Raw genomic sequence first — 20,909 nt, 5'->3', positions numbered from 1 at the left:
ACCGGAGCCAACGCCATGGCCGACCTGCAGGATGAACCCCACTCCGTGGGCGTCGGAGCCGAAGACGTCCCCGCCCCCGCCGGCAGCGCCCTGGACCGGGCGGCGGCGCTGCTCGCGGACCACCCCGTCGCCGACGGGTGCAACACCCTCGTCTGGACCCTGCGCCAGAGCCCGTACCACGACATCGACACCCCGGACACCGGAGTCGACACCGACATCCCCCGGCTGCGCGCCGGAGGGGTCGGCGCCCAGTTCTGGACGCTGCTCGTGCCTCCGGGCCCGCCGCGCGAGGATGCCGCCGCCGACCAGGTCGTCTCCGACACCCTCGAACAGATCGACGTGGCACGGTCCGTGATGCGCCGCTACGGCGACAGCCTGTGCCTCGCGCTCAGCGCCGACGACATGGCCGACGCCCGCAACCGGGGCCTGATCGCCTCGTTCCTGGGCCCCGTCCCCGGCAGCACCCTCACCGACTCCCTCGGTGCGCTGCGGGCCTTCCACGCGCTGGGCGTGCGCATCCTCGCGCCCGCGGGCGCCCCCTGGGCCGAGGAGGGCCTGACGGCCTTCGGCCACGAGGTGGTCAAGGAGGTGAACCGGCTGGCGATGCTGCTCGACCTGACGGGCTGCCCGCCGGCCGCCGCCTGCCAGCTCGCCGCGGCCTCCAAGGCGCCGGTCATCATCTCGAACACGGGGGCGGCCGCCCTCAACCCGCACCCGGGGAACGTCACCGACGAGGTACTGCTCGCCCTGCGGGCGGCGAACGGCCTGGCGATGGTCACCTTCGACACCGCCCGGACCGGGGACTCCCTGCACGCCGTCGCCGACCACCTGGAGCACGTACGGGCGATCGCGGGCGCCGAGGGCGTCGGACTCGGCGCGTCCTTCGGCGCCGAACGGGGCGGCCCCCGCCCCACGGGCCTCACCGACCCCTCGGGCTACCCGCACCTGATCGCGGAACTGCTGGAGCGGGGCTGGCCCGAATCCGACATCGCCCTGCTCACCTGGGGCAACGCCCAGCGCGTCCTGCGCGACGCCGAGTTCACGGCACGCGCCGCACAGCACCGCAGGACGACTCCCTAGACGGAGCGGGCCGCCAGGGTCTGCTCCGGCAGGACGGTCGCCTTCCACAGCCGGACACCGGACCACACCGTGGCGCAGAGCAGCAGGCCGTTGCGCGCGCACAGCAGGACCGTGCCGAGCGTGGTGGTGGCGAGGATGTCCGAGCCGTACAGGACCGGGAAGACCAGCGTGGTCAGCGGGTTGGCGGCGACGAGCAGCCAGGCGACCGGACGCTGGGTGGTGTGCCGGGAGGTCAGGCAGACGGCGGCCAGACCGAGCAGCCAGATCATGTACTGCGGGCTGATGACACGGCTGGTGACGGTGAAGACCAAGATCGCGAAGAGCGCGGCGTCGAAGGGCGTCGCGCTCGACCAGTGGTTGGCCCGCACCCGCCACAGCAGGAGCAGCAGGAACCCGGCCACCGTCAGGGCGAGCGAGGCCCGCGCGATGCCCGGCACGTACGGGCCGACGTACTCGAAGGCGCCGTACTGGAAGTCGATCTCCCCGGGCCACAGGCCCAGCAGGCGGGCCGCCATCAGCACCGATCCGCCGAGGGACTCGATCTGCACCCCGCGGTCGCCCTGGTTGCCGAGGAAGCCGAGCGTGTCGCGGAACAGCGCCGCGAAGACGGCGAGCAGCGCCGCGCAGGACAGCGCCGCCGCGACGAGCGCCTCCCGCGTCGACCTGCCGCGCGGGGTGCCGAGCAGGGTCAGCAGCGGCCACACCTTGACCATCGCGCCGATGCCGGCGATGACCCCGCCGAGCACGGGGCGGCGGCCCAGGGCGAGCAGCGCGAAGACCGCGAGCAGGGTGACCTGGATGTCGTAGCGGGCGAACGGGGTCGCCATCATCATCGGCAGGGTCACCAGCCACACCAGGGCCCCGGCCATGCTGCCGTCGCTCCTGCGCGCCGCCCGGACGAGGCCGAGCAGGACCACGCCGTCGCACAGCACCGTCAGGGCGACGAAGGCCTGGAAGTAGGTGAGGAACGGCAGCAGGTCGGGCGAGAGGAAGATCGCCGCGGCCGCCGGCGGGTACTGCCACATGATGTCGTTCTGCGGCAGCGTCCACGTGACGAGGACGTCGTACCAGTTGTGGTAGGTCGCGGTGACCTCCACCCGTACGACGTTCGAGCTGAAGAAGTCGTTGACGAGCATCCAGAGCATCGCCGCCCGGCTGGCCAGCCAGAAACCGGCGATGCCGAGCAGAGCGGCGCGTCCGCGCAGGGCCGCTTCGAAGGATCCCCGCCGGTGGGGCGCGGCGGGCGCCGCCGTCGCGGATGCGGTGAGGCCGGCCGGGGGACTGCTGGTCGTGGACATCGGCCCGAAGTCTACCCAGCCCCCCTGTACGGCCTCCCTGCCTCAGGCCTGCGGGCGTCCCATCGCCCGGTACGTCCAGCCGGCCGCGCGCCAGCGCACGGGGTCGAGCGCGTTGCGCCCGTCGAGGACGAGGCGGTCGGTGACCACCGTGCCGAGCTCGGCGGGGTCCAGCTCGCGGAACTCCCGCCACTCGGTGAGGTGCAGGACGACCTCGGCGCCGCGGGCCGCCTCGAGCGCGGAGTCCGCGTAGCCCAGGGTGGGGAAGATGCGGCGGGCGTTGCCCATGCCCTTGGGGTCGTAGACGGTGACCTGGCCCCCCTGGAGGTGGATCTGCCCGGCGACGTTGAGCGCGGGGGAGTCGCGGACGTCGTCGGAGTCGGGCTTGAAGGTGGCGCCGAGGACGGCGACCCGCTTGCCGAGGAAGGAGCCGCCGACCGCCTCCCGCGCCAGCTCGACCATGTGGCCGCGGCGGCGCATGTTGATGGAGTCGACCTCCCGGAGGAAGGTCAGCGCCTGGTCGGCGCCCAGCTCGCCGGCGCGGGCCATGAAGGCGCGGATGTCCTTGGGCAGGCAGCCGCCGCCGAAGCCGATCCCGGCGCGCAGGAACTTCGGGCCGATCCGGTCGTCGTAGCCGATGGCCTCCGCCAGCTTCACCACGTCACCGCCGGAGGCCTCGCAGACCTCCGCCATGGCGTTGATGAAAGAGATCTTGGTCGCCAGGAACGAGTTGGCGGCGGTCTTCACCAGCTCCGCGGTCGGGAAGTCGGTGACCACCAGCGGGGTGCCCTCGGACATCGGGGTCTCGTACACCTCGCGCAGCAGCTTCTCGCCGCGCTCGCCCTGGACGCCGATGACGATCCGGTCCGGGTGCAGGGTGTCCTGCACGGCGAAGCCCTCGCGCAGGAACTCCGGGTTCCACGCCAGCTCCACGTCCGCACCCGCCGGGGCCAGCGCCAGCAGCTTCGCGGCGAGCCGGTCCGCGGAGCCCACCGGCACCGTCGACTTGCCGACCACCAGCGCGGAGCGGGTCAGGTGCGGAGCCAGCGACTCCAGCGCGGAGTCCACGTACGACATGTCGCAGGCGTACTCACCGTGCTTCTGCGGGGTGTTCACGCAGACGAAGTGGACGTCGCCGAACTCCCCGACCTCCTCCCACGACTGCGTGAACCGCAGCCGCCCGGTGGACCCCGGCAGCCCCGCCACGTGCCGCGCGAGCAGTTCCTCCAGCCCCGGCTCGTACATGGGGACGCGGCCGGCCGCCAGCATCTCGATCTTCTCCGTGACCACGTCCAGCCCCAGCACCTCGAAGCCGAGCTCCGCCATGGCCGCGGCGTGGGTGGCGCCGAGGTAGCCGGTGCCGATCACGGTGATCTTGAGGGGGGCCATGAATGCTCCAGAGGTGCGGGGCCGTTCGGGCCACCGAGCATAGTCGGGCGGGTCCGGGGGGACGTTCCCCCTGACCCGGCTGTCACGCAGCTCACGTACGCGCCGCGTATCGCTGCGTGGGCGCCGGGAACTAGAATTTGGGTTACTTAACGGTAGTTAGCATCCCGCGCCAAGGGCACGACAGCGACACACCGCTGCCGGCGTCCCACGGCGCGTCACCCTGGGGAGTGAGAGATCTTGGCGGGTTCTGCCGACTTCGACCTGTACCGCCCGGCCGAGGAGCACGACATGCTCCGCGAGTCGGTCCGCGCGCTCTGCGAGGCGAAGATCCTCCCGTTCGCGGCCGCGGTCGACGAGGAGGCCCGATTCCCGCAGGAGGCCCTCGACGCCCTGGTCGCCAACGACCTGCACGCCGTCCACGTCCCCGAGACCTACGGCGGCGCCGGCGCCGACGCCCTGGCCACCGTCATCGTGATCGAGGAAGTGGCCCGCGTCTGCGCCTCCTCCTCCCTCATCCCGGCCGTGAACAAGCTCGGCTCGCTCCCGGTGATCCTCTCCGGTTCCGAGGAGCTCAAGGCCAAGTACCTCGGCCCGCTCGCCAAGGGCGACGCGATGTTCTCGTACTGCCTCTCCGAGCCCGACGCGGGCTCCGACGCGGCCGGCATGAAGACCCGCGCGGTGCGCGACGGCGACTTCTGGGTCCTCAACGGCGTCAAGCGCTGGATCACCAACGCCGGTGTCTCCGACTACTACACGGTCATGGCCGTCACCGACCCGGAGAAGCGCTCCAAGGGCATCTCGGCCTTCGTGGTCGAGAAGTCCGACGAGGGCGTCTCCTTCGGCGCCCCGGAGAAGAAGCTCGGCATCAAGGGCTCCCCGACGCGCGAGGTCTACCTCGACAACGTCCGCATCCCGGCCGACCGCATGATCGGCGCCGAGGGCACCGGCTTCGCCACCGCGATGAAGACCCTCGACCACACCCGCATCACCATCGCCGCCCAGGCCCTCGGCATCGCCCAGGGCGCCCTGGACTACGCCAAGGGCTACGTCCAGGAGCGCAAGCAGTTCGGCAAGCCGATCGGCGACTTCCAGGGCGTCCAGTTCATGCTCGCGGACATGGCCATGAAGATCGAGGCCGCCCGCCAGCTGACCTACGCGGCCGCCGCCAAGTCGGAGCGCGTCGACGGCGACCTGACCTTCTTCGGCGCCGCGGCCAAGTGCTTCGCCTCCGACGTCGCGATGGAGGTCACCACGGACGCCGTGCAGCTCCTCGGCGGCTACGGCTACACCCGCGACTACCCGGTCGAGCGCATGATGCGCGACGCGAAGATCACGCAGATCTACGAAGGCACGAACCAGGTCCAGCGGATCGTGATGGCCAGGAACCTGCCGTAACGGCGCCCGGCCCGCAGGGCATGTGAAAGGCCCCCGTGTCCGCCGGGGGCCTTTCCGCGTGTCCCCTCCTTTGTAACGATTCCGATCCAGCGGGCCGCCCCCGCCGGTGCGCGCGCCCCCGGCGGCGCCTTCCGCGCCACGCGCCGGGGTCGCCGGCCGGGCGGGCGCCGGGCCCGCGGATGTCCCGGGCGGGGTTCCGGTGGTGAGCAGCGGCTCTGCCGCGCCCGGCTCCGCTCGCCGCTCGTACAGAGGGGACGGCGGGACACCGCGCATGCGCAGAGTGAGGAACCCGCCGTAACCGGAACGTTGCCGGAGGCGGCCCGCACGGCCCGCCTCCGGGCTTCGCACCGCCCGGGATGGGCTAACTTTGAAGCTTCGTACGCCCGAACCGGTTGGGGAGAGAACAAAATGACGGAAGCGATCCTGCTGGTCGGCGGGCAGGGGACGCGACTGCGCCCCGTGACGGTGAACACCCCCAAGCCGATGGTTCCGGCAGCGGGCGTCCCGTTCCTCGCCCACCAGATAGCCAGGGCCGCAGCCGCCGGTGTCACGCACATCGTGATGGCCACCTGCTACCTCGCCGAGGTCTTCGAGCCGTACTTCGGGGACGGTTCCGACTTCGGCATCACCCTCGAGTACGTCGTCGAGGACGAGCCGCTGGGTACGGGCGGCGCCATCCGCAACGCCGCCGAGCGCCTGACGGGCGGTCCGGACTCCCCGGTCCTCGTGTTCAACGGCGACATCCTCACCGGTCTCGACATCGCCGGCCTGGTCGAGTCCCACCGGGCGGCCGACGCCGACGTCTCCCTGCACCTCGTACGCGTCGAGGACCCGCGCGCCTTCGGCCTGGTCCCCACCGACGCCGACGGGCGGGTGCTGGCCTTCACCGAGAAGCCGGAGACGCCCGAGGAGATCATCACCGACCAGATCAACGCCGGCTGCTACGTCTTCCGCCGCAGCGTGATCGACTCCATCCCGGCCGGCCGGCCGGTATCCGTCGAGCGCGAGACCTTCCCCGGTCTGCTCGCCTCCGGTGCCAAGCTCCACGGCGTCACCGAGGACACCTACTGGCTGGACCTCGGCAAGCCCGAGTCCTTCGTCCAGGCCTCCGCCGACCTCGTGCGCGGCATCGTGGCCTCCCCGGCCGTCCCCGGGCCGCGCGGCGAGGCCCTCGTGCTCCCCGGTGCCGAGGTGGCGGAAGGCGCGAAGCTCTCGGGCGGTACCGTTGTGGGTGCCGGCGCCCGGATCGAATCGGGTGCTGTCGTCCAGGGCTCCATCGTGCTGGACGGCGCGATCCTCGGCGCGGACACGGTGGTGAGCGCCAGCCTCATCGGCGCGGGCGCTTCGGTGGGTACGCGCACGGTCGTGACGGGCGCGGTCATCGGCGACGGTGCCGTCGTGGGGGCTGACAACGAACTTCGCGCAGGGGTGCGGGTGTGGTGCGAGGCTGAACTGCCCGACGCCGCCGTCCGTTTCTCCTCCGACCGGTGACCAACTTCAGTGAGGCACAACCTGTGATAGGCGAGCAGCAGACTCCCCGCGCGACGGACGTCGCAACCACGAAGCTCCCCGACGCCTGGGCGGACACGCCGCTCACCGTGGTCATGCCCACCTACAACGAGGCGGGCAACCTGCCGGGCATGGTGGAGCTGCTCATGGGTCTCGAGCAGCCGGGCCTGCGGCTGCTGGTCGTCGACGACTCCTCGCCCGACGGCACCGGCAAGATCGCCGACGAGCTCGCCGAGGGCTTCGTCACCGAGGACGGCAAGCCCCGCATGTCGGTCCTGCACCGCACCGCCAAGGACGGCCTCGGCCGTGCCTACGCGGCCGGTATGGCCAAGGCCGTCGAGGACGGCGCCGAGTACGTGCTCCAGATGGACGCGGACGGCTCCCACCCCGCCGGCAAGATCGCCGAGATGCTGGGCGTCGCCCGCTCCACCGGCGCCGGTCTCGTCGTCGGCTCCCGCTACGTGCCGGGCGGCACCCTCTCCGACGCCTGGGGCGCGCACCGCAAGCTGCTCTCCCGCTGGGCCAACGCGTACGCGAGCACCATCCTCGGCACCCGCGTCCGCGACATCACCGGCGGCTTCAACCTGTGGAGCGCCCCCGCGCTGAAGGCGATCGACCTGGCGTCGATCGGCAGCGCCGGCTACAGCTTCCAGGTGGAGATGAAGTACAAGGCCCTGCGCCGCGGCTTCCGCGTGATGGAGGTCCCGATCCACTTCGAGGACCGCACCGTCGGCGAGTCCAAGATGAACCTGGCCGTCCAGCTGGAGTCCATCGCCATGCCGTGGAAGCTCCGCGCCCGCGCCGGCAAGTAGCGGCACACGAGGAAGGAGGGGCGCCCCGACGGGGCGCCCCTCCTTTTCTTCTCCGTTCGTCCGCAGGCCCCCGGGGGCCGCACCTCACGGCCGGGTCACTGGCCCCTGACGGTCACCTTCTGGTCGTTCTGGATCTCCTTGACCAGCTGCTGTACCTTCGCCTTGTCCCAGACGAGGTTGCCGCCCCGCTGGCCGGAGATCGGCATGTTCATCGACACGCCGTCACCGCCGCTGATGCCCTTCATCGCGAAGAACATCTGCCCCATGTCCCACAGCCCCATGTCCTTGTCCACGATCAGCGTGTCCAGGCCGGCGCCCAGCACGGGGTAGAGGGAGAAGGGGTTGAGGACCGTGCCCGGGGTGGCGGCCTGGCTCGCGAGCGCGGAGAGGAACTTCTGCTGGTTCTTCGTCCGCTGGAGGTCCGACTCGGCGAAGGCGTACCGGGTGCGCACGAAGGCCAGGGACTGCTCGCCGTTCAGGGTCTGGCGGCCCGCCTTGAAGTCGGCGCCCGACTTGTCGTCCTTGAAGGCCTGTTCGATGTCCAGCTCGACCCCGCCGAGCGCGTCCACGATGTTCGCGAAACCGGCGAAGCCGATCTCGGCGTAGTGGTCGATGCGCAGGCCGGTGTTGAATTCCACCGTCCGCACCAGCAGCTCGGGCCCGTCCTCCGCGTACGCGGCGTTCAGCTTGACCCGGCGCCCCTGCGAGGGGAACTTCTTGCCCGACTGCGAGCCGACGAAGGAGGGGATCTCCACGTCCGAGTCACGGGGCAGGGAGATCATCGTGTTCCCGCTGGAGCACTTCGCCAGGATCATCATCGAGTCGGTCCGCTTGCCGTCGGCGGAGCCCGTGTGGAGCTTCTTCTTCTCCTCGTCCGACATCCCCTCGCGGCTGTCGGAGCCCACGATCAGGTATGTGGTGCAGTCGCCCTCCTTGGGGCGCTCGATGACCTTCGACAGGTCGACCTCGCGGCGGACCTGGGAGTCCGCCCAGAAGTAGGTGCCGATCCCGGTCACGAGCAGGACGGACACCACCGCGATCGAACCGATCTTGATCCGCTTGCGCCAGTCCGGGGCGGGTCCCTGCGGACGGCCCGGCCCGCCCGGCGGGCGCTGTCCCGGACCGCCGGGGCCGGCGGGGCGGCCGTAGACCTGCCCCGTGTTGTACCCGCTGTCGTACGCGGCGTCGGGACCCTGCGTCTGCGGCGGCACCCCGCGCCCCGGACGTCCGCCCGGCGGCGGGGCCTGCGGCGGGACCGGCGGGCGCGCCGGGCGCTGCGGCGGCTGGGCCGGCCGCTGCGGCTGCCGCTGCTGGGGCTGCCGCTGGACGTGGCGCATCCGCTGCGCCCCCTCCGGCTGCGGCTGTCCGCTGCCGCGCCCGTACCCGTCATCGCGGCGGCCTCGCGCATCGCGCTCGCCGTTCCACCCGTCCCAGTCACTCATGCGGACAAGGATGCCTGGCCCGGAGTGCCGCACGACACCCCGGCCCGGTCTTCGTACCGGGGCTGTTGCACAGCTGATGCCTCCGGGACGCACTTAAGGTGGCTGTATGACACAGATACCGGAGGCACCCGAGGGCAAGCCGATCTCGGCGTCCCGGACCACCCTCAGCCACATCATGACCGCCAACGACACCAACCTCCTGGGCACCGTGCACGGCGGCGTGATCATGAAGCTGGTCGACGACGCGGCGGGCGCCGTAGCCGGACGCCACTCCGGCGGGCCCGCCGTCACCGCGTCCATGGACGAGATGGCCTTCCTGGCCCCTGTCCGCGTCGGCGACCTGGTGCACGTCCGGGCGCAGGTCAACTGGACGGGCCGCTCCTCGATGGAGATCGGCGTACGGGTCCTCGCGGAGCGGTGGAACGAGTCCACCCCCGCCACCCAGGTCGGCAGCGCCTACCTCGTCTTCACGGCGGTGGATTCGGACGGCAAGCCCCGCCAGGTCCCGCCCGTGATCCCGGAGACCGAGCAGGACGAACGCCGCTACCAGGAGGCCCAGATCCGCCGCACCCACCGGCTCGCCCGCCGCCAGGCGATCACCGAGCTGCGCGAACGCCGGGCGGCCGAGGGGCTCGACGACTGACGCCCGTGGGGCGCCTGCGCTGAACGGCCGTCAGGGGATTGGGTGGGGCCCCGGGCCGCCACGTACCCTGTGACGTCGAGCGAGGCCCGCACAGCCCCTTCGCCGACGTCACCCCCCCCTCAGCCGATCCGATGGATCCGGAAGGTACGAGCATGACCAGCAGCAGTACGGCGACCGAGGCCGAGGCAGGCTCCGGCCGTCCCGTGCCGGACGGGGGCACGAGCGGCCGGGAGGCCCCGCGCGCCGCCCGCACGGCCCGCTACGACTGGCTGTGGGCCGCCCTGCTGACCCTTGCCGTCGGTGCCTTCGGGAGCGGGAGTGCGCAGCCCTGGCGGGACGAGCTGGCCAGCTGGAACGCCGCCTCGCGCGGCACCGGCGAGCTGGTCGACATGCTGGGCCACGTGGACGCCGTCTCGGGCCTCTACTACCTGCTGCTGCACGGCTGGATATCCGTCTTCGGGGATTCGGCCGAGATGCTCAGGCTGCCGTCGGCGCTGGCCATGGCCGGTGCCGCCGCCTTCGCCGTGCTGACGGCCCGTACGCTCTTCGACCGCCGGACGGCCGTGTTCGCCGGTCTGCTCTTCGCGTTCGTGCCGGCCGTCGCCCGGTACGGCCAGGAGGCGCGGTCGTACGCCTTCGTCGTGCTGGCGGTCAGCGCCGCGACCTGGCTGCTGCTGCGGGCGCTGGAGCGGCCGGTCCCGCGGCGCTGGGCGCCGTACGCCGTCGCGGTGTCGGCGGCCGGGCTGTTCCACGTGGTGTCGCTGCTCTTCCTGCTGCCGCACGCCCTGATCGTGCTGCTGCGCTGGTGGCAGGACCGGCGGGGGCGCACCCTCGTCGCGTTCGCGGTGACGGCGGCCGTCGCCCTGGTCCCGGTGGTCCCGCTGGTGCTGCTGGGGCAGCGCCAGGTGGGCCGCCAGATCAGCTGGATCAAGACCCCGCACCTGCGGAGCGTCGCCGACCTGTGGAACAACCTCTTCGGCTCCCCGATGATCGGCCTCGCCATCGCCGCGCTGGCGCTGCTCCCGCTCGCGTGGAGCCGGGGCCGGCGGCCCGCGGTGGAGCTCCTCCTGACCGGGGCGGCCCCGATCGGGGCGGCCTGGGTGGTCTCGCAGGGCAGCACCTCGTACTTCATGGACCGCTACCTGCTCTTCACCCTGCCCGCCTGGGTGGTGCTCGCGGCCGCCGGGCTGGCCGCGCTGCGGCCGTCGCGGGCCGGGTCGCTCGCCCTGGCCGCGCTGATCCTGCTCGGCCTTCCCGACCAGCGCCAGATGCGGACCGAGTGGGCCAGGGTCGGCCTGGACGGCGAGGCGGCGGCGCAGATCATCGCCAAGGGCTACCGGCCGGGGGACGGGTTCGTGCCGGTGCGCGGCGCGGACCGCGTATACATGATCGACTTCCAGGTGGAGTACTTCCTGCCGCAGCGCGTCCAGCTGCGGGACGTCTTCGCGGAGCGCTCGGCGCTGGCGAGCGACGACCTGTTCCCGCAGGAGTGCGCCCAGCCCGTGCGCTGCCTCGGCCCCACCCAGCGGGTATGGGTGGTGACCTGGAGCGGCACGAAGAACCCGTACCACAAGCTCCCCGAGGACCAGGCCGAGGCGCTGGAGCGGCACTACCGGGTGGCCGAGAGCCAGACGGTGCGCGGCCTGAGCGTCTCCCTGCTGGAACGCGTCCGCTGACGGCGGCGGGGCCTCAGGGTCCGCACACCACCTGGTCGCCGGTGACCGCCTGCGCCTCCCCGTCCTGGTAGGGGTCCTCGCCGCGCACCGGCACCACCTTGCGGTACTCCGAGCCGGCCGTCACCAGCACCGTGCGGCCCTGCCCGGCGACGGCACGCAGCTCGCTGCCCGGCAGTGCCGCAGCCACGGTGCGGGCGGAGCGGTCCCAGCGCGGGTCGTAGGCGATCACCGTGCGCCGGACGTCACGGCTGGCGGCGTTGCCGGGGGCGCGGGTGGTGTCGAAGCCGGTGGCGCGCAGGGCTTCGTCCACCCGGCCGCCGAGCCCGTCGATCCGCGTGCCGTTCTCCACCTGGACCCTGATCTGCTGCGGGGGCACGTCCACCGGCACGGCGGCGGGCCGCTGCCGTCCGCCGCCGGGACCGGGCCTGGCCGGGGCGAGCGGCCGGTCCTGGCGCAGCGACTCGAAGAGCCGGGCGGCCTTCGGCCCGTCCCACTTGACCGTCGAGCCGATGCCCTTGACCCGGTACGAGGGGTTCCCGACCGGTACGGAGGCGAACTCGGACGAGGCGGGCGTGAAGTCCCGCATGGCCTGCCCCAGCGCCAGCATCTGCTCCGAGCCGAAGCCCCGGTCGGCCCGGACCGAGCCCAGCAGGGTGGAGCTGACCTCCTTGAACTTCACCGGGTTCAGCAGCACCCCGCCCCCGGTGGCCTGTTTGATCAGGGCGGCGACGAAGCGCTGCTGGCGCTGCATGCGGCCCAGGTCGGAGGCTCCGTCGACATGGCGGGAGCGTACGTACCGCAGGGCCTGGCCGCCGGTGAGCCGGTGACTGCCGGGCCGCAGGTCCAGGCCGGTGTTCTGGTCGCGCAGGGCCCTGGCGGTGCAGATCTCCACTCCGCCCATCGCGTCGACGGTCTTCATGAAGCTGGTGAAGTCGACCTCCAGATAGTGGTCGATCTTGACCCGGGTCATGTTCTCCACGGTGCGCACGGTCAGGTTCGGCCCGCCCTCCGCGTAGGCCGCGTTGAGTTTGACGGGGTGGGGCCGGTGCGGTCTGCCGGTCACCGGGTCGCGGTGCGCGGGCAGCTCGGCGTAGCTGTCGCGGGGCAGGCTCACCACGCTGGCCCGCTCCCGGTCCGCGGACAGGTGCACCAGCATGATCGTGTCCGTGCAGTGGCAGGGCGCGCCGCCGAGCCGGTACTCGTGCTTCTCCTGCGGGTCGAGCTTGTCCCGGCCGTCGGTGCCGACGAGCAGGAAGTTCAGCCCGTGTCCGGCCTGCGGGCGGTTCTTCATGTCCTTGAAGGGGTCGACCCGTTCGATCCCGGTGTCCAGGCCCGTCATCACGGCGTGCCCCACCGCCCCCGATCCCAGGACCAGCAGTGACATCCCGGCCGCGATCCGCACTCCCCACCGGGGCCGGCCGTCCCGGTGCCGGCCCCGACGGCCGCCGCTCCGCGCACGCTGCGGCTGCGAGGGCCTGGCGGTTGGGGTGGGACGGTGCGGCTGGGGCACGGTGGACACCTCCGCGGGGACAGCACGGGGACGGAGCCGGCGGTTCGCTCACTCACGGGCGGACCGGCCGGCACATCGGGCAGATTCGTCAGAACAGTAGGCCCATACGATCAGCCGCTGTCCGTACCGCTCGTCCGCCGCGCACCCGTTTCCCCCGTACGCGGTAACGGGACATGGGTACCCGACCGTGAAGGACGACATGCCCGGCCGGCAGCCCGCAGTCCCGGTGACCATGCCGGTGCCCGACGAGGAGTGCCATCCGTGTGACTCCGTCCGGCCCCTGTCCGCTGACGGGGCCGGACACGGCGCGAAGGGGTGACCCGGTCCGTACGGGACCGGGTCACCCCTTCGCGTTCAGCCGGAACCGCTCACCAGCGGTACGGCTTGTAGACCTCCATGCAGGCCCCGGTGTCGGAACCGTTGAGGGCGTCGGCCGTGTCCGGCACGGAACCGGCCTCGGGCGGCGCCTGCTGCGGGTAGACGGTGCCGTCGCGCCAGTCGGCGCCCACCACGAGGGTGATCCGGGCTACGTCGGCCGACTGCTGCACGGCGGTGCCCGGGACGCCCATGGCCGCCGCCACGGTCTGCGCCTCGTCGGCCAGGTCGGGGGTCGGGTAGCGCACGACGGTGGTCTTCTCCGGGGTCAGCGCGCTGTCCGCCCGGGCCCCGGTGAAGCCCTTGGAGACCAGGGCCTCCGCCACCACGTTCGCCCGCCGGGGCGCCAGCGGCATCTTCTCGACGGCGGTGCCGTTGACGACGTTGACCTGGATCCTGTCGGGGGCGGTCGCCGGAGCCGTGGACGGCTCCTGGCCCGGCTGCGCGGGCTGCGAGGCGCCCGGTGCGGGCGCGGACGTGGAGGGCGGGGCCGCGGCGGAGGGGCTCTGCGGGGCGGTCGGAGCGCCGTTCTTGTCGAAGGCCACGTCCTTGCGGAGCATCGTCCACAGCTTGTCGGCGTCCGTCGCGTTCACGATGAGCCGGTCCCGGTCCGCCGGGTCCGGGAAGGTCGGCATCGTCGTCATCGTGATGCGGTTGGTCGGCACGTCCTTGAGCTGCATGGCCAGGTTGTAGAGCTTCTTGACCGAGCCGATCTCCTCGGAGACCTCCAGGGCCTTGGTGCCCGCCTCGGCCAGCGCCGTGATCCGGCCGACGTCGGTGAAGGCGTTCTGGCCCTTGAGCTCGCGCATCATCGAGTTCATGTACATGTGCTGGGCCTGCGCCCGGCCCAGGTCGCTGCTGAACGCGTGCCGGGTGCGCAGCCACTGGAGGGCCTGCTCGCCCTTGATCCGGGTCGTGCCCTTCTGGAGCTTGAGGCCGGAGCCGCCGCCGGAGGTGGCTATCGGCCGGTCCCAGACGTTGTCCTTGACGCAGACCGGGACGCCGCCGACCGCGTCGGCCATCTGCACCACACCGGAGAAGTCGATCATCATCCAGTGGTCGATGTAGACGTTGGTCAGCTTCTCCCACGTGGCCAGCGTGCAGCCGGGGCCGCCGCGGCCGAGCGACTCGTTGATCATCGCCCTGGTCTTCTTGAACTTCTCGCCGCTCTTCGGGTCCGTGCACTCGGGTATCTCGACCCGGGTGTCGCGCGGGATGCTCACCACCGAGGCGTTCTCCCGGTCGGCCGATACGTGCAGCAGCATCTGCACGTCCGCGAGCGGGGGGTTCCCCACGGTGTCGCGGCTGCCGCCGAGTTCGACGTTCTCCGGCTTGTTGCGGCTGTCCGAGCCGATCAGCAGGATGTTCAGCGGGCGCTGGCCCTTGGCGTTGGCGTGGGTCTTCTCCACGCCGCTCTCTCCGCTCAGGCGCTGCCCGCTGCGGATGTTGCCGTCGAGATGACGGTAGTAGAGGTACCCGGCCGCCGAGGTTCCCAGGATCAGGAACGCCATGACGGACGCCACCCAGAACAGCACCCGCCGGCGCCGCCGCCGGACCGGAAGCCCACCCTCCGGAGGCCGGGCCGTACCCGAGCCCTTCCGGGGCGGCGGAACCGAAGCGGCCGCTCTCCCGTCGCCGTCGGATATACCGTCCGCGGCCTGGTCGGGCGCCCCCTCCCCCCGCACGCTGCTGTGCTTCACGCGTACCCCCCTCAAGATCACTGCTGGTCGGTAAGGTGCCGGTCCTGCCGGCTACCGCCCGTCATACGCCGGCCGGTCAATGAGATGCCTGGTGCTGGTGCTGGTGCTGGGTGGTGCCGTGCCGTAATAGCCGCCCGCCCCCGGGGAGCGGGCCGCTCACTTCGCGCAGACCGCCTTGTCCGCCTCGACCCGCTGGACACCCTCGGGTGCCTGCTGCGGGGTCGCCGGCGCGCCGAGCGGCGCCCCGGGTTCCTTGAAGTCGGAGCCCAGCGTCAGCTTCATCGGCGTCCGCGGACCCGCGTCCACGGAACCCACCTTCAGGGCGGCACCGGACAGCCCCAACATGTCCGCCAGCGCCCGGGCCTGATCGGCCTGGTTGGGGGCGAACTCGAGCTGGGTGGCGCCCAGCCGGGTGGAGGCGTTGCCGTGGTTGCTGGCCTTGTGGACACCCTTGCTGTTCTGCAGCCAGGTCAGGGTAGTGGAGGCCGATCCCGGCGGGCCGCCGCCGTTGTACACGTCCACGCGGACGTCCCCGGCGGCCGCGCGGTTGCCCTGGAGCAGCGCGTCCTGCCGGTTCTTGGCGTCGGCGTCGGCCGCTTCCTTCGCCGCCGTCTCCTTCTTCTCGACCTCGGTGAGCGAGACGTCCCCGCGGATCATCTGGAGCAGCGGTTCGGCCTGCGCCGAGTTGAGGACGACGGTCGCCTTGCGGTTCGGCGGCTCGTTCGGATTGTCGAGGACCGGGAGCGTGGTGAAGGTGATGTTCTTGAGGTCCATGTCCTTCAGCTCGCCGGCGAGAGCGGTGAGCTTGCCGATGGACCCCAGTCCCTGGTCCACCGTCAGCGACTTGGTGGCCGCCTCCGCCAGCGAGAAGAACTTCTTCGGACTGGTCAGCGTCTCCTTGGACTTCATCTCCCGCATCATCGAACCCAGGAACTGCTGCTGGGTCTTGATCCGGTCCAGGTCGCTCTCGTTGCCGAAGGCGTGCCGCGTCCGCACGAAGGCCAGTGCCTGCTCGCCCTGGAGGCGGTGCTGGCCCGCCTTCAGGTCCAGTTTGGAATCGCGGTCGGTGACGTCCTTCTCCACGCAGACCGGCACCCCGCCCACGGCCGTGCTGAGGTTCTTCACGGCGTTGAAGTCGACCATCATGAAGTTGTCGACCTCGATGCCGGTCAGCTGCTTGACCGTGCGCATCGTGCAGCCCGGGTCGCGCCCTTCCTGGCCCAGACTGTTGTTGAAGCGGGTGCCCTTGCTGCCGGCGATCTCCTTCACCGAACCGTTCGGCTGCTTCGTCGGGCAGGCCGGGATGTCGGTGATCAGGTCGCGCGGGATGGACAGCGCCGTCGCATTGGTGCGGTCCTTGGACACGTGGAAGAGGATCGTGGTGTCGGCGTGGCCGACGCTCTCCGCGTCCCCGTAGCCCTCGTTGCCCTTGCCGCTGCGCTTGTCGGTGCCGATGACCAGGATGTTGATCGGCTGGTCCTTCTTGAAACTGCCGCCCGCGCCGCCGGTGTCGATGACGTTCAGGTTGCCGTTCAGGTGCTCGTAGTAGAGGTACGAGCCCAGCCCGCCGGCGATCAGCAGCAGCGCCAGCGTCCCGCCCGTCGCCACCAGGACCTTGCGGCGCCGCGGCGGGCCCCCGCCCCGGCGGGGGCGTCCGCCGCGCCGTCCGCCGGGCGGGCCCTCGCCGCGGCGGGGCTTGGGTACGGCGGGGGAGGGGACGGCCGGTGCGGAGGGTGCGGCGGTGGCCCGGCGGGATCTGCGGGGAGCGGCGACGGTGTGCTGCTGCGCAGCGGAATGGCCCAGTCGCAGTTCGTAGTTGCCAGTGCGGGGATTGAGGACCCACTGGTCTGCGGGGTCGATCTCGTCCGCCCGCCCACGGCTTTGCGCATCCACGGTTGCTCGAATCCTCCGTCGGTGCTTCGCGACGCGCCTCCCCCCAGGCACGCGGTCAACGATCCGGCTGCTGGTGCACGGCCTCTTGACGGCCGGTGCACCGGATCGCTCACCTTATCCGGCCTGGTCAGCCGCAAACCATGCGCGTGACAAAATCCACTCCCCCTATAACGGCCCAAACCGCCCATCCGGCTCGGTCGGACCCCCGGCTTTTGGATTGCTTTACCGGCAACGGGCCTCCGCTGCCGTGGTTCCCGTGAACGTCGGCACCGGAACGGGCGGGACGGCGCTTCCGGTTCCGGTCGGCTCGGCCCCCTCCGAAGCGGCCGTCCGGCCCGGTGCCGTGGCAGGTCCGGTGTCCTTCGGGGAGGGATCCAAGGGCCGCGTACGGGGCTCTGGATCGGGCTCCGGATCCGTCCGCGGAGGGGGCTGCGGAGAGGTGACCGTCAGCGGCCGGTCCATCCGCAGCTGCCGGAAGAGCCGGGTCGCGTCGGGCTCCATCAGCTCGTCCCGGTTGGGGTCGGCCGCGTACGGGCGACGCGGTACCGTCAGGAACTTGACCTGGTCGGTCGGTATGTCCCGTACGCCCCGTACGAGTTCGTACAGTCCGCGCAGCGACGCCAGCCCCGGGTCGGTGGTCACCGAGGAGGTGGCCGCGTCCAGCACCGGATACAGCCGCGTCGGGTTCAGCAGCACCCCGTTGCTCTGCACCTTCTTCACGAGCGAGCCGAGGAACTGCTGCTGGCGTTCCATCCGTTCGGTGTCGCTGCCGTCCCCCAGGCCGTACCGGGCCCGGACGAAACCGAGCGCCTGCTCGCCCCGGAGCAACTGCCGGCCCGCCGGGAGCTTGAGGCGGGCCTCCTCGTCCACCACCGGCCGCTCCAGGCACACCTCCACCCCGCCGACCGCGTCGACCATCTCCTTGAACCCGCCGAAGTCCACCACCATGTGGTGGTCGATCCGGATCCCGGTCAGCCGTTCGACCGTACGGATCGTGCAGGCGGCCCCGCCCCACTGGAAGGCCCAGTTGAACTGCGCGAACCGCTCGCCGGTGCGGGAGCCGTCCTCCTTCAGGCAGCTCGGGATCCTCGTCATCAGGTCCCGCGGTATCGAGACGGCCGTGGCGCTGCGTCGGTCCGCCGGCAGGTGCAGCAGGATCGCGGTGTCCGAGCGCTGGGTGCCCGCGTCCTGCCCGTAGCGCGAGTTCGCCCTGCCCGAGCGCGAGTCCGAGCCGATCAGCAGGATGTTCTGGACGCCCGTCCCGAAGTGCGCCGGGCGCTCGCGCTCGTAGCGGCGCAGCTCGGCCTCGGCGGAGGTGTCCTCGGTGATGTTCCCGTCGAGCTTGGCGTACACCCACCAGCCCGCCGCCGCCCCCGCCATGACCAGCAGCACCAGCCCCAGCCCGATCCAGCGCAGCAGCCGGCGCCGGCGGCCGCGCGGAGGCGTCCCACTGCCTCCGGCCGCTCCGGCCCCGTCCCGTATGCCCGCGCTGTCCGTCACTCGCGTTCCGTCCCCTCACCCCAGGCGACCAGCCGTACGGGTGAGTACGGCCTTCAGCCGATCCTGCCCCCGGCGGACGTCGCGGGCTCGGGGGCAGGGGTGGGGCAAGGGCCATGCGGGTGACAATTCGCGGCGGAACCGCCGCTCGAACCGGGGGCGGCGGTCAGACCCTGAGGGTGACGCGCTCGCTCTCGACGCGCTGCTCCAGCGCGGCCGGCGACAGCGCGTCGAGATTGCGGCACAGCACCACGGAGCCGCCCGTGGCCAGCGGCCCGTACAGCCCCGCCGACAGCCCCTCCCAGGTGTCGTAGCCCAGGCCCGACAGCACCCGGGCGCCCTCGCCGGCGCCCCTCGCGGCCGCGTCCGCCCGCGCCCGCGCGATCACGTCCGCGTACGAGAGCTCCTCGCCGCCGACCAGCAGGCCGGGGCCGTCGGCGCCGACGGGGACGAAGGGCACGAACCGGTCCCCCTGCCCGGGCACCTCCACGGCGTAGTCCGCGAACCCGGCCGGCGGCTGCGGGAACCGCCCGCCGAGCGGGCGCAGCGCGAGCGCCACCCGCTCCCCGGAGCAGGCCCGGGCCTCGTCCAGGGTGTCGGGGCCGCTCACCACCAGATCGGCACCGGCGGGATCGCCGCCCACCTCGGCCACCACCCCGACGGAGGCGCAGGCGAGCAGCCACACGGCGCTCTGCCAGTGCGCGGGGAGCAGCAGCGCGAGCCGGTCGCCCGGTCCGGCGCCCAGGTCGCCCTGGAGCAGATTGGCGGTCTTGGCCACCCAATTGGCGAAGGTGGCGACGGACAATTCGACGCGCTCGCCCGTGGCGTCGTCGTAGAAGGTGACGAGGGGGCGGCCCGGATCGGCGGCGAGCGCGGATCGCAGCAGGTCGGCAGGGGTGCGGTCAGTGGCGTTCACCCGGCCCAGCGTACGCGGGCCCGTCGCCCGGACGAAGGCGGCGGCTCGCCCGTACGGCGGAGGCGGTCGTACGGATTGTCGGACGGATCGTCAGTTCTCCGATGGCGCTTCGTGGTGGCTGTGCTCAGCATCGCTTCCATGCGCGGATTCCTTACTTCCTCCATCGGCGTCGCGACGGCTGCCGCACTGGCACTGCCGCTCACGCTGACCACTCCTGCCCAGGCCGAGTCGATCCCGGCGGTCCCCGCCGGCTCCACCCAGTCGCTGCCGCTCGTCCCCCTGGCCCCCTCGGGCGCCCGCATCCCCGGCGTGCCCGGCATGAGCACCGCACCGGACCCGGGTGAGACCCGGGGACTGGCGGCGCGTGAAGTCAAGACGTTCTCGCTGGTCGGTGTCGTCTGGGACGACGTGAGCACACCGCTCGTCGGCCGGGTCCAGGTCCGCACCCGTGCGGTCGGCACGGGGCAGTGGTCGGACTGGCAGGACGTCGAGACCCACAACGGCGAACACGCCGCCGACCCCGACGCGCCCGAACGCGGCAACGGCCGCGTCCGCGGCAGCACCGCCCCGCTGTGGGTCGGGGCCTCCGACGGGGTGGAGGTCCGCGTCCAGGCGGAGAACGCCGGCACGCGGGCCGCGTCCCGGCTGCCGTCGGGCATGCGGATCGAGCTCGTCGACCCGGGGGCGGAACAGCCGGTGGCGGTCCTGGACGGCAAGAACGGCGGCGCGGGAGGCCTGACCCGCCCGGCGCGCCGCCCCTCGGGCGACGACAAGGGCGACGCGGTGGCGCTGCCCGGGATGACCATGGAGACGGCGGAGTCCTCCTCCGTCAACCTTCCGCACGCCTCGCTCGGCGCGCTGGAGATCTCGGAGCTGAACAAGGCGGACTCCACGGCCGACGCCGCCTTCGCGAGCGAGGGCGAGTTCCAGGCGGCCGCCGCCGCCCGGCCGTACATCGGGCCCCGCCCGAAGATCGTGACGCGGCGCGGCTGGGGCGCGGACGAGTCCCTGCGCGAGACGGGCTTCGTCTACACCAGCACCGTCAAGGCGGCCTTCGTCCACCACACGGCCTCCGGCAACAAGTACGCCTGCAAGGACGCTCCGGCGGTGCTGCGGAGCCTGTACCGCTACCACGTGGTGAGCAGCGGCTGGCGGGACATCGGCTACAACTTCGCCGTCGACCGGTGCGGGACGGTCTACGAGGGCCGGGCGGGCGGAGTCGCCAAGCCGGTGCTCGGCGCGCACACCATGGGGTTCAACACGGACAGCATGGGCGTCGCGGTGATCGGCACCTACTCCTCGACCGCGCCGCCGGCGGCGGCGGTGAACGCGGTGGCGCGTCTCACGGCCTGGAAGCTGGGCCTCTTCGGGGCGGACCCGCGGGCGAAGACCACCCTGAAGTCGGGCGGCGGCAACCGCTACCCGAAGGGCAGGAACGTGAAGCTGCACGTCATCTCGGGCCACCGGGACGGCTTCGCGACGGAATGCCCGGGCCGCCTCCTGTACAAGCAACTCCCCCCGACCCGGACGTCCTCGGCGAAGCTCCAGGGCCGCTGACCTCTGCCCGGGCCGGGCGGTTCGGGGGTGGGGGGGTGCCCGACCGGGCGGTTGCCCTGGCCGGGCGGTGTGCGGGTGGGGCGTTGCCCTGTCGGGTGGTTGCCTTGTGGGGCGGGGGTCGGGGCGGGGTGGCTTCGGGGCGGGGGGGGGGGGGGGGGGGGGGGGGGGGGGGGGGGGGGGGGGGGGGGGGGGGGGGGGGGGGGGGGGGGGGGGGGGGGGG

General features: G+C 72.3%; 15 protein-coding genes. 7 read left to right on the top strand and 8 right to left on the bottom strand.

Translation table 11 applies throughout. The annotated features are described in order from the left end of the window. Window positions 1-15 precede the first annotated feature (15 nt). A complete protein-coding gene (locus tag ACFY7H_RS18270) occupies window positions 16-1,080 on the top strand; it encodes a membrane dipeptidase (protein ID WP_388939151.1) in 1,065 nt (354 codons plus the stop codon). Here the strand turns inward: ACFY7H_RS18270 and ACFY7H_RS18265 are convergent. Beyond that, window positions 1,077-2,378 carry a glycosyltransferase 87 family protein gene (locus ACFY7H_RS18265; protein ID WP_388939150.1) on the bottom strand — a complete coding sequence of 434 codons (1,302 nt, stop codon included), beginning with the start codon at window positions 2,376-2,378 and terminating at the stop codon, window positions 1,077-1,079. The genes ACFY7H_RS18270 and ACFY7H_RS18265 overlap by 4 nt on opposite strands. A 42-nt stretch (window positions 2,379-2,420) precedes the next feature. After that, entirely contained in the window at window positions 2,421-3,764 is a 1,344-nt protein-coding gene (locus tag ACFY7H_RS18260; protein ID WP_388939149.1) for a UDP-glucose dehydrogenase family protein, read from the bottom strand. 237 nt (window positions 3,765-4,001) lie between these two features. On the opposite strand from ACFY7H_RS18260, the gene ACFY7H_RS18255 reads away from it, so the two are divergent. From ACFY7H_RS18255 to ACFY7H_RS18245, 3 genes are all read left to right on the top strand, one after another. Next, the gene (locus ACFY7H_RS18255) at window positions 4,002-5,159 is read left to right on the top strand and encodes an acyl-CoA dehydrogenase family protein (protein ID WP_385764354.1); all 1,158 of its coding nucleotides are present in this window, start codon (window positions 4,002-4,004) and stop codon (window positions 5,157-5,159) included. Window positions 5,160-5,567: 408 nt separating this feature from the next. Beyond that, window positions 5,568-6,650: a sugar phosphate nucleotidyltransferase gene (locus ACFY7H_RS18250; RefSeq protein WP_388939148.1), complete on the top strand. Its 1,083-nt coding sequence runs from the start codon at window positions 5,568-5,570 to the stop codon at window positions 6,648-6,650. Window positions 6,651-6,673: 23 nt separating this feature from the next. Next, window positions 6,674-7,480, top strand: coding sequence for a polyprenol monophosphomannose synthase (locus ACFY7H_RS18245; RefSeq protein ID WP_388939551.1), 807 nt, complete (start codon window positions 6,674-6,676; stop codon window positions 7,478-7,480). Window positions 7,481-7,575: 95 nt separating this feature from the next. Here ACFY7H_RS18245 and ACFY7H_RS18240 read toward each other — a convergent pair whose 3' ends face one another. Next, window positions 7,576-8,922, bottom strand: a complete 1,347-nt coding sequence (locus tag ACFY7H_RS18240; protein WP_388939147.1) for an LCP family protein — start codon at window positions 8,920-8,922, stop codon at window positions 7,576-7,578. A 106-nt stretch (window positions 8,923-9,028) separates the two neighbouring features. On the opposite strand from ACFY7H_RS18240, the gene ACFY7H_RS18235 reads away from it, so the two are divergent. Continuing rightward, complete coding sequence (locus tag ACFY7H_RS18235) at window positions 9,029-9,565, top strand: acyl-CoA thioesterase (RefSeq protein WP_388939146.1); 537 nt, start codon at window positions 9,029-9,031, stop codon at window positions 9,563-9,565. Between the two features lie 152 nt (window positions 9,566-9,717). Beyond that, entirely contained in the window at window positions 9,718-11,241 is a 1,524-nt protein-coding gene (locus ACFY7H_RS18230; protein WP_388939145.1) for a glycosyltransferase family 39 protein, read from the top strand. Between the two features lie 13 nt (window positions 11,242-11,254). Here the strand turns inward: ACFY7H_RS18230 and ACFY7H_RS18225 are convergent, their stop codons facing one another. From ACFY7H_RS18225 to ACFY7H_RS18205, 5 genes are all read right to left on the bottom strand, one after another. Then, window positions 11,255-12,643: an LCP family protein gene (locus ACFY7H_RS18225; protein ID WP_388939144.1), complete on the bottom strand. Its 1,389-nt coding sequence runs from the start codon at window positions 12,641-12,643 to the stop codon at window positions 11,255-11,257. Between the two features lie 476 nt (window positions 12,644-13,119). Continuing rightward, window positions 13,120-14,637, bottom strand: a complete 1,518-nt coding sequence (locus ACFY7H_RS18220) for an LCP family protein (RefSeq protein ID WP_388939143.1) — start codon at window positions 14,635-14,637, stop codon at window positions 13,120-13,122. Between the two features lie 345 nt (window positions 14,638-14,982). Then, window positions 14,983-16,719, bottom strand: coding sequence for an LCP family protein (locus ACFY7H_RS18215; RefSeq protein WP_388939142.1), 1,737 nt, complete (start codon window positions 16,717-16,719; stop codon window positions 14,983-14,985). 222 nt (window positions 16,720-16,941) lie between these two features. After that, complete coding sequence (locus ACFY7H_RS18210; RefSeq protein WP_388939141.1) at window positions 16,942-18,219, bottom strand: LCP family protein; 1,278 nt, start codon at window positions 18,217-18,219, stop codon at window positions 16,942-16,944. Window positions 18,220-18,382: 163 nt separating this feature from the next. Then, a complete protein-coding gene (locus ACFY7H_RS18205) occupies window positions 18,383-19,132 on the bottom strand; it encodes a TIGR03089 family protein (protein ID WP_388939140.1) in 750 nt (249 codons plus the stop codon). A 138-nt stretch (window positions 19,133-19,270) separates the two neighbouring features. Here ACFY7H_RS18205 and ACFY7H_RS18200 point away from each other — a divergent pair, with 138 nt between their 5' ends. Continuing rightward, a complete protein-coding gene (locus ACFY7H_RS18200) occupies window positions 19,271-20,689 on the top strand; it encodes a peptidoglycan recognition protein (RefSeq protein WP_388939139.1) in 1,419 nt (472 codons plus the stop codon). Window positions 20,690-20,909: the final 220 nt, after the last annotated feature.

The organism is Streptomyces sp. NPDC012794, assembly GCF_042901085.1.
GTDB lineage: Bacteria > Actinomycetota > Actinomycetes > Streptomycetales > Streptomycetaceae > Streptomyces.
The sequence above is the reverse complement of the archived record's forward strand: the minus strand, read 5'-3'. Positions and strand labels throughout refer to the sequence as shown.

Bases quoted from the DNA above. Each gene is read 5' to 3' on its own strand.
- ACFY7H_RS18240 (WP_388939147.1), bottom strand. From the start codon at position 8,922: ATGAGTGACTGGGACGGGTGGAACGGCGAGCGCGATGCGCGAGGCCGC.
- ACFY7H_RS18260 (WP_388939149.1), bottom strand. From the start codon at position 3,764: ATGGCCCCCCTCAAGATCACCGTGATCGGCACCGGCTACCTCGGCGCC.
- ACFY7H_RS18220 (WP_388939143.1), bottom strand. From the start codon at position 14,637: ATGGCGTTCCTGATCCTGGGAACCTCGGCGGCCGGGTACCTCTACTAC.
- ACFY7H_RS18235 (WP_388939146.1), top strand. From the start codon at position 9,029: ATGACACAGATACCGGAGGCACCCGAGGGCAAGCCGATCTCGGCGTCC.
- ACFY7H_RS18265 (WP_388939150.1), bottom strand. From the start codon at position 2,378: ATGTCCACGACCAGCAGTCCCCCGGCCGGCCTCACCGCATCCGCGACG.
- ACFY7H_RS18230 (WP_388939145.1), top strand. From the start codon at position 9,718: ATGACCAGCAGCAGTACGGCGACCGAGGCCGAGGCAGGCTCCGGCCGT.
- ACFY7H_RS18250 (WP_388939148.1), top strand. From the start codon at position 5,568: ATGACGGAAGCGATCCTGCTGGTCGGCGGGCAGGGGACGCGACTGCGC.
- ACFY7H_RS18200 (WP_388939139.1), top strand. From the start codon at position 19,271: ATGCGCGGATTCCTTACTTCCTCCATCGGCGTCGCGACGGCTGCCGCA.
- ACFY7H_RS18270 (WP_388939151.1), top strand. From the start codon at position 16: ATGGCCGACCTGCAGGATGAACCCCACTCCGTGGGCGTCGGAGCCGAA.